Annotated in this window: 14 protein-coding genes; 11 read left to right on the top strand and 3 right to left on the bottom strand. The window is 74.4% G+C overall.

What is annotated here, in order from left to right:
• Position 1 precedes the first annotated feature (1 nt).
• The 3 genes from V5O49_RS14590 to V5O49_RS14580 are packed head-to-tail and all read left to right on the top strand — an operon-like array spanning position 2 to position 3,455.
• Complete coding sequence (locus V5O49_RS14590) at positions 2 to 739, top strand: TetR/AcrR family transcriptional regulator (protein ID WP_332902835.1); 738 nt, start codon at positions 2 to 4, stop codon at positions 737 to 739.
• The gene (locus V5O49_RS14585; RefSeq protein ID WP_332902834.1) at positions 736 to 1,794 is read left to right on the top strand and encodes an ABC transporter ATP-binding protein; all 1,059 of its coding nucleotides are present in this window, start codon (positions 736 to 738) and stop codon (positions 1,792 to 1,794) included. Before V5O49_RS14590 ends, V5O49_RS14585 begins: the two co-directional genes overlap by 4 nt.
• Positions 1,791 to 3,455, top strand: a complete 1,665-nt coding sequence (locus V5O49_RS14580; protein ID WP_332902833.1) for an ABC transporter permease — start codon at positions 1,791 to 1,793, stop codon at positions 3,453 to 3,455. The genes V5O49_RS14585 and V5O49_RS14580 overlap by 4 nt, the downstream gene beginning before the upstream one ends.
• 73 nt (positions 3,456 to 3,528) lie before the next feature.
• Here V5O49_RS14580 and V5O49_RS14575 read toward each other — a convergent pair whose 3' ends face one another.
• Positions 3,529 to 4,317: an SDR family NAD(P)-dependent oxidoreductase gene (locus tag V5O49_RS14575; protein ID WP_332902832.1), complete on the bottom strand. Its 789-nt coding sequence runs from the start codon at positions 4,315 to 4,317 to the stop codon at positions 3,529 to 3,531.
• Between the two features lie 91 nt (positions 4,318 to 4,408).
• Here V5O49_RS14575 and V5O49_RS14570 point away from each other — a divergent pair, with 91 nt between their 5' ends.
• From V5O49_RS14570 to V5O49_RS14550, 5 genes are all read left to right on the top strand, one after another.
• Positions 4,409 to 5,068, top strand: a complete 660-nt coding sequence (locus V5O49_RS14570) for a TetR/AcrR family transcriptional regulator (RefSeq protein WP_332902831.1) — start codon at positions 4,409 to 4,411, stop codon at positions 5,066 to 5,068.
• 9 nt (positions 5,069 to 5,077) lie between these two features.
• The gene (locus V5O49_RS14565) at positions 5,078 to 6,529 is read left to right on the top strand and encodes an amino acid permease (RefSeq protein WP_332902830.1); all 1,452 of its coding nucleotides are present in this window, start codon (positions 5,078 to 5,080) and stop codon (positions 6,527 to 6,529) included.
• Positions 6,522 to 7,187 carry an MOSC domain-containing protein gene (locus V5O49_RS14560; RefSeq protein ID WP_332902829.1) on the top strand — a complete coding sequence of 222 codons (666 nt, stop codon included), beginning with the start codon at positions 6,522 to 6,524 and terminating at the stop codon, positions 7,185 to 7,187. Before V5O49_RS14565 ends, V5O49_RS14560 begins: the two co-directional genes overlap by 8 nt.
• Positions 7,184 to 7,780: an isopentenyl-diphosphate Delta-isomerase gene (gene idi / locus V5O49_RS14555; protein ID WP_332902828.1), complete on the top strand. Its 597-nt coding sequence runs from the start codon at positions 7,184 to 7,186 to the stop codon at positions 7,778 to 7,780. Before V5O49_RS14560 ends, idi begins: the two co-directional genes overlap by 4 nt.
• Positions 7,781 to 8,038: 258 nt before the next feature.
• Complete coding sequence (locus V5O49_RS14550; protein WP_332902968.1) at positions 8,039 to 9,598, top strand: HNH endonuclease signature motif containing protein; 1,560 nt, start codon at positions 8,039 to 8,041, stop codon at positions 9,596 to 9,598.
• A gap of 82 nt (positions 9,599 to 9,680) precedes the next feature.
• Here V5O49_RS14550 and V5O49_RS14545 read toward each other — a convergent pair whose 3' ends face one another.
• On the bottom strand, positions 9,681 to 10,343 hold the full coding sequence (locus tag V5O49_RS14545) for a histidine phosphatase family protein (protein ID WP_332902827.1): 663 nt from the start codon (positions 10,341 to 10,343) through the stop codon (positions 9,681 to 9,683).
• Positions 10,344 to 10,439: 96 nt separating this feature from the next.
• On the opposite strand from V5O49_RS14545, the gene V5O49_RS14540 reads away from it, so the two are divergent.
• Positions 10,440 to 10,916, top strand: coding sequence for a hypothetical protein (locus V5O49_RS14540; RefSeq protein WP_332902826.1), 477 nt, complete (start codon positions 10,440 to 10,442; stop codon positions 10,914 to 10,916).
• Positions 10,917 to 10,956: 40 nt separating this feature from the next.
• Positions 10,957 to 12,414 carry a flotillin family protein gene (locus tag V5O49_RS14535; RefSeq protein WP_332902825.1) on the top strand — a complete coding sequence of 486 codons (1,458 nt, stop codon included), beginning with the start codon at positions 10,957 to 10,959 and terminating at the stop codon, positions 12,412 to 12,414.
• A gap of 28 nt (positions 12,415 to 12,442) precedes the next feature.
• Here V5O49_RS14535 and V5O49_RS14530 read toward each other — a convergent pair whose 3' ends face one another.
• The gene (locus V5O49_RS14530; protein WP_278236163.1) at positions 12,443 to 13,033 is read right to left on the bottom strand and encodes an RNase H family protein; all 591 of its coding nucleotides are present in this window, start codon (positions 13,031 to 13,033) and stop codon (positions 12,443 to 12,445) included.
• A gap of 212 nt (positions 13,034 to 13,245) precedes the next feature.
• On the opposite strand from V5O49_RS14530, the gene V5O49_RS14525 reads away from it, so the two are divergent.
• Positions 13,246 to 14,334 (top strand): VIT1/CCC1 transporter family protein, encoded by a 1,089-nt coding sequence (locus tag V5O49_RS14525; RefSeq protein WP_332902824.1) that lies wholly within the window; start codon positions 13,246 to 13,248, stop codon positions 14,332 to 14,334.
• The last annotated feature ends 3 nt before the right edge of the window (positions 14,335 to 14,337 follow it).

Genomic DNA, 14,337 nt, shown 5'->3' with positions numbered 1-14,337 from the left:
CATGAGTTCGACGACGGCTCCCCACGGATCGACGGACGGTCTGCGCCCGGCGTCGGACGACGCGACCGCCCCGACCCGCGACCGCATCCGCGACGCCGCGGTGCTGCGGTTCGCGCGGTCCGGGTTCACCACCTCCGTGCGCACGATCGCCGCCGACGCGGGTGTCAGCCCGGCCCTGGTGATCCACCACTTCGGGTCCAAGGACGCCCTGCACCGCGAGTGCGACGAGCACGTGCTCGCCTGGATCGTGGAGTCGAAGCGGCAGAACATGGGCCGCGCCACCGACGGTCAGCTGTTGCAGGTGCTCGCCGAGTCCGACGAGTACGCCCCTCTGCTCGGCTACGTGATGCGGTCCCTGCAGGCCGGCGGCGACGTCGCCCGGGCGTTCGTGGAGCACATGGTCGACGACGCCCGGGTCTACACCCGCGAGGCCGTCGCCGACGGGATCGCCAAGCCGAGCGTCGACGAGGACGCCCGCGCCCGCTACCTGGTGCTGTCCGCGCTCGGCACACTGTCCCTGGCCCTGACGCTCCACCCGCCCGAGGACTCCGAGAACCTCGGCTCCACGTTGCGGACGTTCATGGCGGAGCACTACCTGCCGATGATCGAGATGTTCGCCCAGGGGTTCCTCACCAGCCGCCGCATGCTCGACGACTACCTGCTCTACCTCTCCGACCCCCCGGCGGACGGCGAGTCCGACGACGCACCCGCCACCGAGACCCCGAGCGAGGAACCATGACCAGCACCGCACCGACCGGCACCCGGAGCGCCGACGCGCCCCCGATCGAGATCCACGACCTGCACAAGCACTTCGGCCCCACACGCGCCCTGGACGGCCTCGACCTGACCGTGGCCGAGGGCGAGGTCGCCGGCTTCCTCGGCCCCAACGGCTCCGGGAAGTCCACCACCATCCGGGTGCTGCTCGGGCTGCTGCGCGCCACGGCCGGCGACGCCCGGCTGTTCGGCGCCGACCCGTGGCGCGACGCCGTCGACCTGCACCGCCGGCTCGCCTACGTCCCCGGGGACGTGACGCTCTGGCCCCACCTCACCGGCGGCGAGGCCATCGACTTCCTCTCCCGGCTGCGGGGCAAGCCCGACCCGCGCCGCAAGAAGGACCTGCTGGAGGCGTTCGAGCTCGACCCGACGAAGAAGGCCCGCACCTACTCCAAGGGCAACCGGCAGAAGGTCGCGCTCGTGGCCGCCTTCGCCACCGAGGTGCCGCTGCTCATCCTCGACGAGCCCACCGCCGGTCTCGACCCCCTGATGGAGGCCGTCTTCACCGAGCACGTGCGCCAGGCCGCCGCGCAGGGCACCTCGGTGCTGCTGAGCAGCCACATCCTGTCCGAGGTCGAGAAGGTCTGCGACACGGTGACGATCATCCGTGCCGGCCGGGCCGTCGAGTCCGGGACGCTGGACGAGCTCCGGCACCTGACACGATCGAGCGTCACCGCCGTCGTGGAGGGCGACCCGGCCGCGGTGGCCCGGATCGACGGGGTGCACGACGCCGTCGCAGCGACCGACCCCGAGGGCACGCGGCTGACCTTCGACGTCGACAACACCGCGATGGGCGCCGTGCTCACGACGCTGTCCGGCCTCGGCGTGCGCTCGTTCACCGCCGCGCCGCCGTCGCTGGAGGAGCTGTTCCTGCGCCACTACGGCGACGACGTGTCCGACGACGGAGCGTCCGACGACGGCGGCGCCGCGGACGGCGCAGGCTCCCGGTCCGGTACGGGCTCGGGGCCCGGCGCCGGTCGGCACGCCGCAGCCACGACGAGCGAGGCGGGTGCGCGATGAGCGCCGCGGTGGCCACGGCGCCGGGCGCCCGGGCCGAGCCGGCCCGGGGGGCCACCCTGACCGGCACCGGGGCCCTCGTCCGCTTCATGCTGCGTCAGGACCGGGTGCGCCTGACCGTGTGGGCCGTCTCGGTCGTGTTCTTCTACACCTACTTCACGTTCGCGCTGAACCTGTTCTTCGACGACACCGCCGCGATGCAGGGGCGTGCGGCACTCATGGAGACCCCCGTCGGGATCGTCATGGGCGGGCCGGGCTACGGCCTCGAGGACTACTCGACCGGCGTGGCGATGTCGAACGAGGGCATCACCTGGATGGTCCTGGCGCTCGCGATCCTGTCGATCCTGCACGTCGTGCGCCACACCCGCGCCGAGGAGGAGTCGAACCGCTCGGAGCTCGTCCGGGCCGCCGTCGTCGGACGCCATGCGCCGGCCGTGGCGGCCGTCGTCACGCTCGTGCTCGCGCAGGCCGTCATCGCCGTGCTGTCCGCCGGGGCTCTCGTCGCGGTCGGCGACCTGGCCGTGGCCGACTCGTTCGCGCTCACCGTCGGGTCCGGGCTCAGCGCGATGGTGTTCGGAGCGGTCGCTCTCGTCGTGTGCCAGGTGGTCGGCCACGCCCGCACCGCGACCGGCGCGAGCCTGGCGGTGTTCGCCGTCGCCTTCGTCGTCCGGGCCGTGGGGGACATCCGCGAGCTCGGCGGGTCGACGCTGTCCTGGTTCTCGCCGATCGCGTGGGCCCAGCAGATGCGCGCCTTCGTCGACCTGCGCTGGTGGCCGATCGCCCTGAGCGTCGTCGTGATCGCCGTCCTGCTGGTCGTCGCCGCCCTCCTCGCCTCGCGGCGGGACTTCGGCGGGAGCCTCGTCGAGACCCGTGCCGGTCGGGCGGACGCCGGGCCCGCGCTGCGCGGCCCGCTCGCCATGGCGTGGCTGCAGCAACGCTGGGCGCTGCTGTGGAGCTGCCTGGGCCTCGGGCTGATGTGGTTCGCCTCGGGCACGATGCTCCCGGGCATCGGCGACATGATCGGCGACATGATCATCGACAACCCGATGCTCGCCCAGCTCTTCGGGGCCGACCCGTCCCAGCTCGCCGTCGGGTTCATCAGCGTGCTGGTGCTGTACGGCGCGGTCTGCTGCGCGGCCTACGCCGTCGTCATGGCGCAGCGGCCCAAGGCCGAGGAGTCCTCGGGGCGCGCCGAGGTCGTCTTCTCCCACCCGGTCTCCCGGCACCGCTGGCTCGGTGCCCAGGCCGCGGTCGCGGGGGTGGGCACGGCCGTGCTGCTCGCCGTCAGCGTCTACGCGTTGTGGGGCGGCGCCGTGATCGCCGGCTGGGGCGATCAGACCTTCTCCGACTACTCCGTCGTGGTGTGGACCTACCTGCCGGCGCTCGCCGTCTTCCTCGGGCTGGTCCTGGCGCTGTACGGCTGGGCACCGCGCCTGACCGGGATCGGGTGGGCCCTGGTGGCCTACACCTTCGTCGTCGGGATGTTCGGCCAGGTCTTCGACCTGCCGGACTGGGTCTACCGCGTCTCGCCGTTCGACTGGGTGCCCGAGGTGTTCTCCGGCGAGCCGTACGCCGGTGACGTCGCGGTCCTGTGGGCGGTCGCCGTCGGGCTCGGTGTCCTCGGGTTCGTCGGGTTCCGCCGTCGCGACCTCGCCACGGGGTAGCGGCTCGGCCGGCTCGGCCGGACCAGCCGGACCAGCCGGACCGGCCGGACCGGCCGGACCGCTCCGGCTCGCTTCAGCCGGCCGTGAGGCGGGACGCCGCGGCGAGCACCACCCGGCGCGGCAGCGCGCCCACCACGGCGCCGGCCAGGGCGTTCGCGCGGCCGGACACGACCGTGGCCGGCGGCCGACGGCGGTCCAGCGCGCGGAAGAGCGTGTCGGCGACCTGCTCGGGGGTCTGGAAGCGCCCGACGGCGGCGTCCTCGGTCCCGACGACGTCGAAGAACTCCGTGCGCGTCGCGCCCGGGCAGAGCGTGATCGCGTGCACGCCGGTCCCGCGCAGCTCGACCGACAGCGCCTCGGTGAAGCTGAGGACGTAGGCCTTGGTCGCGCCGTAGACGGCCATGCGCGGGACGGGCTGGAACGCCGCCGTGCTGGCTACGTTGACCACGGCCCCGGAGCCGTGGGCGACCAGGTCGGGCAGCAGCGCGCGGGTCAGGTCGGTCAGGGCCGCCACGTTGAGGGCGACCTCGTCCTCGATGCGCTCGGGGTCCTCCTCCAGGAGGGCTCCGTGGGTGCCGAACCCCGCGTTGTTCACGAGGGTGCCGACCGGCTTCGTGGCCGCCCGGGCGGCCTTGACGACCGCGGTGACGCCGTCGGACGTGCGCAGGTCGGCCGGGACGACGTCGGCCTCGACGCCGTGCTCGGCGCGCAGCCGGGCCGCGAGCTCCTCGAGGCGGTCGGTCCGGCGGGCCACGAGCACGAGGTCGGCGCCCCGGGCGGCGAGGCGGGCCGCGACGACGGCGCCGATGCCGGAGCTGGCGCCGGTCACCACGGCGGACGAGCCGTGCAGGTCGAGGGTCATGGCGTTCTCCTGGGTCGAGGTGCCGGGGTTCCTCAATGTAGGCAGCGCCTACCAATGTTGTCAACGCCTACATCGACGCTATCCTGAGGGCGTGACCGGTACCTACCACCACGGCAACCTGCGCGCCGCCCTGCTCGACCGCGCGGAGGAGGTGCTGGCCGACGACGGCGTCGACGGACTCTCGCTGCGCGGCCTGGCCCGCGACCTCGGCGTCAGCCACGGCGCCCCGGCCCGGCACTTCCGCGACCGGCAGACGCTCCTCGACGCCCTGGCGTTGCGCGGGTTCGAGCGGCTCGACGCGGCGCTGGCCGCCACCGGCGGCACGTGGCAGGAGCGGCTGCGGGGGCTGGCGCGCACCTACGTCGACTTCGCCACCGCGAACCCCGCCCTGCTCGCCGTGATGTACGCCGTCAAGCACGACCCCGACGCCACCGCGGCGCTCCGGGCCGAGGCCGGCCGCGGCCAGGAGCTGCTGCGCGACACCCTGCGCGCCGGTCAGCGGGCCGGGGAGGTGGTCGAGGGCGACGCGGACGAGCTGGGGACGGTGCTCTTCGCCGCCGTGCACGGGGTCGTCCAGCTCGCCGCCGGCGACCTCCTCGGCGGAGCCGACGTCGACGACGTGCTCGAGGCCACGGTCGCGGTGTGCCTGCGCGGGATCGCGCCGTCTGCGGGGTCCGTCCTGACCGCCGGGTCCGCGCCGGCCGCCGGGGCCGTCCCGCCCGTCGGGGCGCCGTCGTCGGACGCGGGCTAGCGTGACCCGGTGACCACGACACCCGACGACGGCCCCGACGAGGCGGTCGCGCCGCTGCACGAGCCGCTGGCGCACGGGCTGCGCCCCCGGCACCTGACGATGATGGGGCTCGGCTCCGCGATCGGCGCCGGCCTGTTCCTGGGGTCCGGCGAGGCGATCGCGACCGCGGGCCCGGCGGTGCTGATCAGCTACGCCGTCGCCGGCGCGATCGTCGTGGCCGTCATGCGCATGCTCGCCGAGATGGCCTCCGCCCTGCCGGCCTCCGGGTCGTTCTCCGTGTACGCCGAGGTCGCGCTCGGCCGGTGGGCCGGGTTCCTGCTCGGGTGGCTCTACTGGTTCATGCTGATCATGGTCCTCGGCGTGGAGGTCACCGGCGTCGCCGAGATCGTCACCGCGTGGTGGCCGGCCGTGCCGCAGTGGGTGGTCGCCGGCGTCGTCGTCGCCGTCTTCGGCGGGATCAACCTGGTCGGGGTGCGGCAGTTCGGCGAGGCCGAGTTCTGGTTCGCCCTGGTCAAGGTCGCCGCCATCGTGGCGTTCCTCGCCGTCGGCCTGCTCGTCGTCCTCGGCGTGATCCCCGTCGCCGGCAGCGTGCTCGGCGACTGGGCCACGCACGGCGGCTTCGCGCCCGCCGGCGTGCCGGGCATCGCCGCCGGGCTGCTCGCCGTCGCCTTCGCGTTCGGCGGGATCGAGATCGTGGCGATCGCCGCGGCCGAGGCCCGCGACCCGCGCGACGCCGTCGCCCGCGCCACCCGCACCATCCTGTGGCGCATCCTGGTCTTCTACCTCGGGTCCGTCGCGATCATCGTGGCGCTGGTGCCGTGGGACGACGCCGACGCCCTGACCTCGCCCTTCGTGGCGGTCCTGGAGCTCGCCGGGTTCGACGGCGCCGCGCGGCTCATGGAGGTCGTCGTCGTCCTGGCGCTGCTCAGCGCCTTCAACGCCCAGATCTACGGGACCTCGCGGATGCTCTTCTCCCTCGCCGAGCGCCGCGACGCGCCGGCGGTGGCGACCCGGGTGTCCCGGCGCGAGGTGCCGTGGGTGGCGGTGCTGGTGTCGGTGTTCTTCGGCGTCGTGGCCGTCCTGCTCAACTGGCTGCTGCCGGAGGTGCTGCTGTCCGTCCTGCTCAACGCCGTCGGCTCCGCCCTGTTCGTGGTCTGGCTGCTCATCACCGTCTCCCAGCTGCGGCTGCGGCCGCACCTGGAGGCCGAGGCGCGGCGCACCGGGGTGCCGCTGCGCCTGCGGATGTGGGAGTTCCCGTGGCTGACCTGGCTCACCCTGGCGTCGCTCGTCGGCCTGGCCGCCCTCATGCTGTCCGACGACGCGGCGCGCGCCCAGCTCGTCGCCACGGCCGGGCTGGTGCTCGTCATCCTGGGGGCCCACGCCCTGCTGTCCTGGCGACGTCGGGGCCGTCCGGGTGCCCCGACGCCGCCGGAACAGTGGGAGCATGACGTCCATGGCTGAACTCCTCGCCGTGTGCCGCGTGCACGAGCTGCACCCCGACCCCGGCACCGTAGGCGTGACGGCGATCGACAAGCGACCGGTCGACGGGCGCGTGCGTGCCGGACGGTTCGGCCTGTACGCGGACGTGCAGGCGGACCGGGCGAACCACGGCGGCGTGGACCAGGCGGTGTACGCCTACGCCGAGGAGGACGCCGGCTACTGGGCCGAGGAGCTGGACCGCGACGTGACCCCGGGGCTGTTCGGGGAGAACCTGCGCACCCGCGGTCTCGACGTCTCCGGCGCCCTGATCGGTGAGCGGTGGCGGATCGGCACGGCGGTGCTCGAGGTGACGCAGCCGCGCACCCCCTGCGCCACGTTCGCGCGGCGGCTCGGGTCGCCCGAGCGGTGGGTGCGGCGCTTCACCGAGGCCAACCGCACCGGTGCGTACCTGCGGGTCGTGGAGACCGGCGAGCTCGGCGCGGGCGACGCGGTGGAGGTGGTGCGGCGGCCGTCGCACGGTGTCTCCGTCGCCGGCTGGTTCGGCGCCTGGAACGCCGGCCCCTCGGGGTTCGCCGAGGCGGCCCGCCTGGCGACCGCGCTGCGGCGCTCCGCGGACGACGACGAGCTGCGACTGAGCGAGGACATGGACACCCGGACGACGAAGGCGATGACCCGATGAGTGCCACGCACGCCCCCACCACGGCCGACCACGTCGTCCTCTGCGACGACGCCGGCCACCGGACCGGCACGTTCCCGCGGGCCGAGGTCCACACCACGGACACGCCGCTGCACCTGGCGTTCTCCTGCTACCTGCTCGACGCCGCGGATAACCTGCTGATCACCCGCCGGGCGCTGGTCAAGCGCACCTGGCCCGGCGTGTGGACGAACTCGTTCTGCGGCCACCTGCGGTGGACCGAGGAGATCGAGGACTCGATCGCGCGGCACGCGGAGCACGAGCTGGGCGGGGCCGTCACCGACGTCGCCGTGGTGCTGCCCGACTTCCGCTACCGCGCCGTGGACGCCTCGGGCGTCGTGGAGAACGAGATCTGCCCGGTGTACGTCGCGCGCGTCGACGGCGGGCTGACGCCGAACCCGGACGAGGTCTCCGAGCACGTGTGGGCGCCGGCGGCGCAGGTGCGGTCCGCCGTGGCCTCGGCGCCGTGGGCGTTCAGCCCGTGGATCGGGTGGCAGCTGCAGGCGCTCGCGGCGGTCCCGGCCGCGGAGCGGACCCCCGGAGCCCGGGTGCTGGCCGGGGCGCTCGGGCTCGACTGAGCGGAGTTCTCGACTGAGCGGAGCGCTCGGGCTCGACTGAGCGGGAGCTCTCCACAGGCTTCGCCGCACCCCTTGCGGCCCGCACGGCCCGCCAGTAGTGTCGAACACATGTTCGAGAGCGACGCTTCCCACCCGGCGCGGCACGCCGTCGGGCCTCGTCGACCTCGGACCTCGGGGTCCGCTGCGGCCTGTGCCCCGGTCGCAGCGGACCCGGCGCCCGGCGCCGGCACCCGCGTCGAGCGTGCCCTCGTGTCGCTCATGGCCCGGTCCGTCGGCGCCGTCGCCGGCGTGATCGGTCCGGTCCGCGGATCGGCGCGGCGCCCCGGACGTGCCCCCGAGCTGTGGTGGGAACCGGCGGCGGTGAGCACGGCACCGGCCGCGGGTACGCCGTCTGCGCCGTCTGCGACACCTACCTCGCTGCCTGCCCCGGGGCCGACGCCGGTCGCCGGGCCGGACGTCGCACCCGGCCCGCCGTACGGCGCCCCGCTGCACGCCCTGCTCGACGCGCCGCCCGGCCCGGAGGTCGCCCGCGGGCTCGCCGCTCTCGATCCTGCCGACCTCGACGACCTGTCCCTGGTGGAAGTGTTGGCCGCGTGGGAGCGGCTCGCGGCCTGGGCCCAGGCGGGGTCGGCGCGGGTGCTCGCCGAGTCCCTGGAGCGGACGAGGGGATCGTCCCGGCACGAGTTCGTCGTCGACGAGGTCGCAGCCCGGCTCGGTCTCAGTCGCGCGGTCGCCGAGCAGCACGTCACGGTCGCCCACGGGGCGCACACCCTGCCGGAGGTGGCCGACGCCCTGGCCGAGGGCTCCGTGGACCGGCGCAAGGCCGAGGCGCTCGTGGCGACGGGTCGGCTCCCCGACGACCGGCGTCGCGAGGTCGTGCGGGAGCTGCGCCCCGAGCTCGAGCACCTCACCGTCCGGCAGATCCGCGACCGGATCCGCCGTGCGGAGATCGCCGCGGATCCCGAGGGTGCCGCCGAGCGCCACGAGTCCGCCCGGCGCGCCCGGCACGTGACGCTCGAACCGGTCGACGACGCCATGGCCTACCTCACCGCGTACCTACCCGCGGACGACGCCGCTCGGGCGTTCGCGCGGATCGACGACCAGGCTCGACGTGCGCGGAGCGAGGCGGGGGAGGCGCGCGGCCTCGGCGAGTGCCGAGCCGACGCGATGGTGGCTCTGCTCACCGGAACAGCCGGCAGCACGGACGGCACCGACGGCCCGGACGACGCCCGCGGCCGGGCCGTGCCCTCGAGCGCGGTCGTGCCCGGCGGCGCGCCCGGCACTGCTCGTGTGCACGTGACCGTCGCGGCGTCCACGCTGCTCGGCACCGACGACCTGCCCGCGATCCTCGCCGGCCACGGTCCGATCCCGGCGGCGATGGCTCGCACCCTCGCCACCGACCCGGACGCCGTCTGGCAGCGGATCCTCACCGACCCGGTCACGGGGGTGCTCACCGACACCTCGTCCCGGAGCTACCGACCGGGACGGGCGCTGCGCGCGGCCGTCGTCGCGCGGGACGCCACGTGCACGTTCCCCGGCTGCCAGGTGCCGGCCCGGCACGCCGACCTCGACCACATCGAGCCCTTCGACGCGGCCGACGACCGTCCGCAGACGACCGGGGACAACCTGCACGCGCTGTGCCGCACGCACCACCGCGCCAAGACGGTCGGGGGGTGGGACGTCGTGCGCGACCCGGTCTCCGGGATCACGACCTGGACGTCCCCGAGCGGCCGGCGCTACCGGCGGTCCCCGCATCCGGCCGACCCTGCCGCCGGGTCGCGGGCGGATCCTGGTGGGGGACCACCCGCTCCGGGCTGACCGCTTCGGAGCTGACCCTCTCCGGGCTGACCGAGTCCGTCGTCCGCACCCGGCGCCGTGCACCACACTCGCCGACACCTGCCTACACCGCGTGGTCGTCCCCGACGAGGTTCCACGCCTCGATCGTGGGGCGGCCGTGCGCGCTGCCGAGCGCGCAGATCGCCGCGCAGCCGAGCTCGAGGTGGACGCCGAACGAGGCGTCGACGTCGAGCCAGCTCGTGGCCAGCACCCGGAGCAGGTGACCGTGGGCGACGACGAGCACGCTGCCGCCCCCGGCGAGTACTGGGCGGGCGCGCGCCAGGAATCGGTCGGTGCGCGCGCGGACCTCGGCCAGCGTCTCCCCGCGTGCTCCGGTCGTGCCGGGGTCGCCGGTGCCCGGGTCGACCGGCCCGGGGACGTCCACCCCGTCGCGGAAGATCTCGTACGGGTGCCCCAGGGCCTCGCCCACCTCGGCGGACGTGCGTCCTTCCACCGGTCCGTAGTCCCACTCGGACAGGTCGGGGTCGACGATGCCGTCGGCGAAGCCCGCCAGCTCGGCCGTTCGGCGCGCGCGGGTGAGGGGCGAGCAGAACACCGCCACCGGCGCCAGCCCGGCCAGCCGCCGTCCCGCGGCGCGTGCCTGCTTCTCACCCTCCGGCGTCAGGGGGACGTCCGTCCGACCGGTATGACGCCCGGCGCGCGCCCACTCGGTGTCGCCGTGCCGGAGGAGGACGAGCCGGGGCGAGTCCGTCGCGGGGAGGGCCATGGCCCGATCGTCCCGCATCGCGTCGGAGGTCGCGCCCGGAGGGCGAATTGTGGCAGTCTTCACACGTTTACCACATCTGCGTCCTGGAGGGCGTCCGTGCTCGTCTTCGCTCTGATCGGCGCCGCCGGTCTCGTCCTGCTCCTGCTGTCGCTCGTCGTCGGGGAGATCGTCGACGTGGGGGACGGTGCCCTGTCCGGGACCTCCCTGGGCGTCGGTGCCGTCGTCTTCGGTGCCGTGGGCTCCGTCGTCACCGTCAACGGCTGGGCCCCGTGGATCGCCTACGTCGCCTCGGCCGTCGTCGGTCTGCTGGCCGTGCTCGTGGCCCAGCTGCTCATCCGGCGGCTCAGCGCCACCGAGGACAACGCCCACGTCGACCTGGTCGGCGTCCAGGGCACGGCCATGACGGACATCTCCCAGTCCTCCGGCGAGGTCGCCCTCGACGCGGTGAGCGAGCTCGAACGTCGTCTGGCGTGGTCGATGGAGCCCATCGCCTCCGGGACACGCGTCGTCGTCCTCGAGCACCAGCCCAACAGCGTGCGTGTCGGGCCGTACCGGCCCGAGGACGCGCGCTGACCGTCACTCTCCGAGAGGAGTCGCGCTCCGGCGCGCAACCATGGACAGCTCCACCAGCTTCGTGACCACGATCGCCGTGGCCGCCGTCGTCGTCGCCTTCCTGGCGATCGGCATCTTCGTGGCCCAGCGGATCCGCCGCGTCCCGCCGAACCAGGCCCTCGTCATCGTCGGCCGGGGTGCCGGCCGCAAGGACATGGCCGGGCAGAAGGTCGTCATCGGCGGGCGCACCTTCGTCTGGCCGATCCTGCAGCAGGGTTTCGCCATCTCGCTCGAGCAGCGCCAGATCGGGATCACCGTCGAGGGCGTCGACTCGAACCGCATCAAGATCGCCATCAAGGCGTCCATCAACTTCAAGGTCCGCGGTGACGACGAGGGCGTGCGCCGTGCCGCGCAGCGCTTCCTGTCCCAGCAGGAGCTCCTCACCGAGATCATCGCCGAGTCCCTCGAGGGCTCGCTCCGCTCGATCGTCGGCGACATGTCGATCGAGGAGATCATCTCCGACCGCAAGGGTCTGTCGGACCGCGTCGTGGAGTCCACCAAGCGGGACCTGGCCGAGCAGGGGCTGCAGGTCGACATCCTCAACATCTCCGACATCTCGACGCCCGGTTCGGACTACCTGGAGAACCTCGGTCGTGCCGAGTCGGCCCGCGCGCTGCAGGTGGCCGAGGTGTCCGAGGCCGAGGCGCGCCGCGCCTCGGAGTTCGCGGCCATCGAGGCGGCCGAGCAGATCGCCGAGCGGCAGAAGGCCCTCGACCTGAAGAAGTCCGCGATCCAGGCCGACACGGACAAGGCCCAGGCGGAGGCCGAGGCGGCCGGACAGCTCGCCCGGGCCGAGCAGGACCGTCTCGTCGCGCTCCAGGAGCGCGAGGCGCTCTCGGAGAAGGCCCGCGTCGAGCAGGAGCGCCTCGACATCGAGGTGCGCAAGCCGGCCGAGGCCCAGGCCTACGCCGAGGTCCAGGAGGCCACCGCGCGGCGCGACTCGCAGAACGCCGCCACGGAGGCCGAGGCGTTCAAGCGGACCACCATCGCCGAGGCCAACAAGTCCGCCGCGATCCAGGACGCCGAGGCGGCCGCGGAGGCCGTGCGCCGTGCCGGTGAGGCCGACCGCGACAAGCAGGTCGCGCTCGCCGCGGGTATCCGGGCCGAGGGCGAGGCCCGCGCCGCCGCGACCGAGGCCGAGGGCCGTGCGGAGGCGTCCGCCACCGATGCCAAGGCCGAGGCGCTGAAGAAGTACGGCGAGGCCGCGCTCGTCCAGGAGCTCATCGAGCGCCTGCCGGAGATCGTGCGGGCCGCGGCGGAGCCGATGGCCTCGATCCAGGGGATGACGGTCGTGTCCACCGACGGGGCGTCCGCGGTGACCAAGAACGTCAGCAGCGTGCTCGGCGAGGGCCAGGCGGTCGTCAAGGAGCTGACCGGTATCGACCTCCACCAGCTCCTCAGCGGGCTGGCCGATCAGCAGGAGCGGGGCACGTCGGTGGCCGCGTCCAACGGCGGCTGAGCTCACGAGCCGGGACGCTCGGCCCCCGTCAGTCGAACAGGGTGCCGAGCTCCCAGCCCGGGCCGCTCGTCGGCGTCGACGACGCACGTCGCGCGCCGACCGGCTCGGGCTCGGGGCCGTCCACGGGACCGTGCGACGTCTCGCGGGCCGCGGAGTCGTCCAGGAGCAGCCCGTCGAGCTCGCCGCGCCCGGCCGCCCAGTCCTGGGCCGCCAGCTCGGCGAGCTCGCGCGCACGGGTGGTGAAGGGGCTGTCGACGTGGCCCCGGACCCAGCGGAACCGGACCGGCCCCGGGCGTGCGGAGATCGCCTCGTCGAGCGCCTGGACGGCGTCGCGGTGCGGGACCTCCTCGCCGGAGGCCGTCCGCCACGCGTGCGCCTTCCAGCCCTCCAACCACTCGGAGGCGCACCGGATCGCCCACTGCGACCCCGACTCGACGAACAGGGGCTCGTCGCCCGGGTGGGCCTCGACGGCGTGGCGCAGCGCGGTCAGCTCGGCGACCTGCGCCGTCCCGTCGGCGGCGCCGCCGGAGTCGAAGCGGCCGGAGCCATGGGCGACCCATGCCCAGCCGATCGCGTCGCCGTCGGTCGGGCAGGAGCCGTCGGTGCTGACAATGATCACGCCGGTGTCCCTCGGAGTCCGCGGATGCTGTCGCGTGTCGGGCGACGGGTTCCATTGTGCCTTCTCCCGGTGACATCCAGGTGAATCCTCCGGGTGCGGATCCTCCGGCGTCCGGCTCGCGGAGGTCCGCAACCCTCCCGGGCGGTCCCGGCAACCGGCGGCGGCGACCACCGGAACGCACGGACCGCCGTCGGACGCCATGATGGTGCCCCATGGACGCGACCACGCCTGCCCGCACGCCGGCCGAGATCCGCCGGTGGCGACGCTATCTCGCCGCCGAGCGCGCCGAGGCCGCCGTCTACCGCGACCTCGCCTCGCGGCGCACCGGCGAGGATCGCGAGATCCTGCTCGCCCTCGCGGCGGCCGAGAAGCGGCACGAGCAGCACTGGCTGGACCTGCTCGGCGACGACGTCGGCATGCCGCTCCAGGGCGACCTGCGCACCCGGACGCTGGCCTTCCTGGCGCGCCGGCTGGGCGGGGTCTTCGTGCTGGCGCTCGTGCAGCGCGCCGAGTCGCGGTCCAGCTACGCCGACGACGACCATGCCACCGCGCAGATGGCCGCCGACGAGCAGATCCACGAGGAGGTCGTGCGCAGCCTGGCGACCCGGGGCCGCAACCGGCTCTCGGGCTCCTTCCGGGCCGCCGTCTTCGGGGCCAACGACGGTCTCGTGTCCAACCTCGCGCTCGTGCTCGGCATCGGCGCCGCCGGCGTGACGACCGGGACGGTGCTGGTGACCGGTCTCGCCGGCCTCCTCGCCGGCGCGCTCTCCATGGGCGCCGGCGAGTACGTGTCGGTGCGCTCCCAGCGCGAGCTGCTGCAGGCCTCGACACCGGACCCGTCGGCCACCGAGGCGCTGCCGGACCTCGACGTCGACGCCAACGAGCTCGCGCTCGTCTACCGCGCGCGGGGGATGGAGGCGTCCGAGGCCGAGGCGCGGGCCGACCGCGTGCTGGCCCGGCTGGAGGCCACGGGCGTCGTCGAGGGGATCGCGGACGACGAGGAGCCCGACGACCACGAGACGCACGGCACCGCCTGGGGCGCGGCCGTGTCCAGCTTCCTCTTCTTCGCCTCCGGTGCGATCGTCCCCGTCCTGCCGTACCTGTTCGGGCTCGAGGGGACCGTCGCCGTCGTGGTCGCCAGCGTGCTCGTCGGCGTGTGCCTGATCGTCACCGGTGCGGTGACGGGGCTGCTGTCGGGGACGTCGCCGATCACCCGTGCGGTGCGTCAGCTGCTCATCGGTTTCGGCGCTGCCGGCGCCACCTACGTGCTCGGCCTGGCGTTCGGCACGAGCGTCGCCTGACGA

The organism is Isoptericola haloaureus (assembly GCF_036689775.1).
GTDB lineage: Bacteria > Actinomycetota > Actinomycetes > Actinomycetales > Cellulomonadaceae > Isoptericola > Isoptericola haloaureus.
Note: the sequence above shows the minus strand (reverse complement) of the source record. Positions and strands in the feature narration are given on the sequence as shown.

Coding starts and splice junctions, on each gene's coding strand:
- V5O49_RS14590 (WP_332902835.1), top strand. CDS start 2: ATGAGTTCGACGACGGCTCCCCACGGATCGACGGACGGTCTGCGCCCG.
- V5O49_RS14585 (WP_332902834.1), top strand. CDS start 736: ATGACCAGCACCGCACCGACCGGCACCCGGAGCGCCGACGCGCCCCCG.
- V5O49_RS14580 (WP_332902833.1), top strand. CDS start 1,791: ATGAGCGCCGCGGTGGCCACGGCGCCGGGCGCCCGGGCCGAGCCGGCC.
- V5O49_RS14575 (WP_332902832.1), bottom strand. CDS start 4,317: ATGACCCTCGACCTGCACGGCTCGTCCGCCGTGGTGACCGGCGCCAGC.
- V5O49_RS14560 (WP_332902829.1), top strand. CDS start 6,522: ATGGCTGAACTCCTCGCCGTGTGCCGCGTGCACGAGCTGCACCCCGAC.
- idi (WP_332902828.1), top strand. CDS start 7,184: ATGAGTGCCACGCACGCCCCCACCACGGCCGACCACGTCGTCCTCTGC.
- V5O49_RS14550 (WP_332902968.1), top strand. CDS start 8,039: ATGGCCCGGTCCGTCGGCGCCGTCGCCGGCGTGATCGGTCCGGTCCGC.
- V5O49_RS14545 (WP_332902827.1), bottom strand. CDS start 10,343: ATGGCCCTCCCCGCGACGGACTCGCCCCGGCTCGTCCTCCTCCGGCAC.
- V5O49_RS14535 (WP_332902825.1), top strand. CDS start 10,957: ATGGACAGCTCCACCAGCTTCGTGACCACGATCGCCGTGGCCGCCGTC.
- V5O49_RS14525 (WP_332902824.1), top strand. CDS start 13,246: ATGGACGCGACCACGCCTGCCCGCACGCCGGCCGAGATCCGCCGGTGG.